The sequence below is a fragment of the Bittarella massiliensis (ex Durand et al. 2017) genome, assembly GCF_001486165.1.
GTDB lineage: Bacteria > Bacillota > Clostridia > Oscillospirales > Ruminococcaceae > Bittarella > Bittarella massiliensis.
Window position 1 is genome coordinate 1 of the sequence record NZ_LN908969.1, and the last position, 1,144, is coordinate 1,144.

At 68.1% G+C, this 1,144-nt stretch carries 1 protein-coding gene; it reads right to left on the reverse strand.

From position 1 onward, the window contains the following. Positions 1 to 763 (reverse strand): ADP-ribosylglycohydrolase family protein (locus BN3266_RS00005; RefSeq protein WP_195891577.1); only part of this gene is annotated, 763 nt, incomplete at its 3' end. Positions 764 to 1,144: the final 381 nt, after the last annotated feature.

Consider the following 1,144-nt stretch of genomic DNA (forward strand, 5'->3'; position numbering starts at 1 on the left):
GCGCAGCCAGGGCACGAGCGTCTACACATCCAGCGTAGGCTCCGTGCAGGCGCACCGTGCGCGGCTCCAGCACAATAGTGCGAGTCGCCAGTACGCGGCCCCGGGGGACGGCAGCAACAAAATAGCGGGGGCCACGCACGAGCCGCGGGGGGATGCCCCCACAAAAGAGCGGAGGGCCCGGACAAGCCGCCGGGGGGACGCCGCCACAAAAAAACAGAGGGCCCAGACAAGCCGCCAGGGGGATGTCATAGGGGTGGGTGGGCAGGCAGGCCTCCACCGCGTCGGCGATGGCCCGGTCCACATCTCCCCCCGAGAGCAGGGCCACCGGTCCGATTTTCATGGCCGCCCCGTTGGAGGCGCGCCCGTTCTCGCAGACCACCTGCACCGGGATGTCCCGCGGGGGGGCCGGCTCGCCCCGCAGGGCCCGCACCGCCGCCTTGGTGGTGGGGCCCACGTTGTAGTCGAAGTAGGCCGGATACTGGGCCCATTTGAGCAGGGCCTGTTCGGCCACCGCCCGGGTGACCCGTCCCCCCGCCTCCACCGCGGCCTCCAGGGTGAAATAGGCCAGGGAGAAGTCGTCGGTCACCATCCCCGCCTTGGCCCCGTAGGCCCAGGTATCCAGGGGGGCGTCGCGAAAATCGGTCACGTAGCCGCCGAAGTCCTCCAAAATCATCTCGGTGCTCCGCTCCTCGGTGGGGCCGCCCATGCTGTCGCCGATGGCGGCTCCAGCCAGGCAGCCCAGCAGTTTGTCCTCCCGCTGCATCGCCCGCATCCTCCTCTCTGCCCCGGCCCTTCCCCCACAAAGGGGTTGGCCGGGGGTGGTTGCACATACAATGGTAGTATACCATAGGCCCCCTCCTCCGGCATAGAATCAAAATCGCCACAAATGAACGGCCGTCCGTCGGCGAAATGCCCAAAGGACGGCTCAAAAATTTGCCCCCTTGCAGGGGGAAAAGAGGGGTGTCGGCGGTGGGCGGTTGTCGAAATTTGTGGTATAATAGGCACGAAACGGCGGCGATACCAGGCCTGGCCGGGAGAGTGTGCAAACGCCGTTTGCTCCCCGCCCCACGGCCAGATCCCGCGGCGCTTGCGGTAGAAGCAGTGCGATCCGTCGCGGCGCGGGCGCCCGATCGGGCCGGCCGGG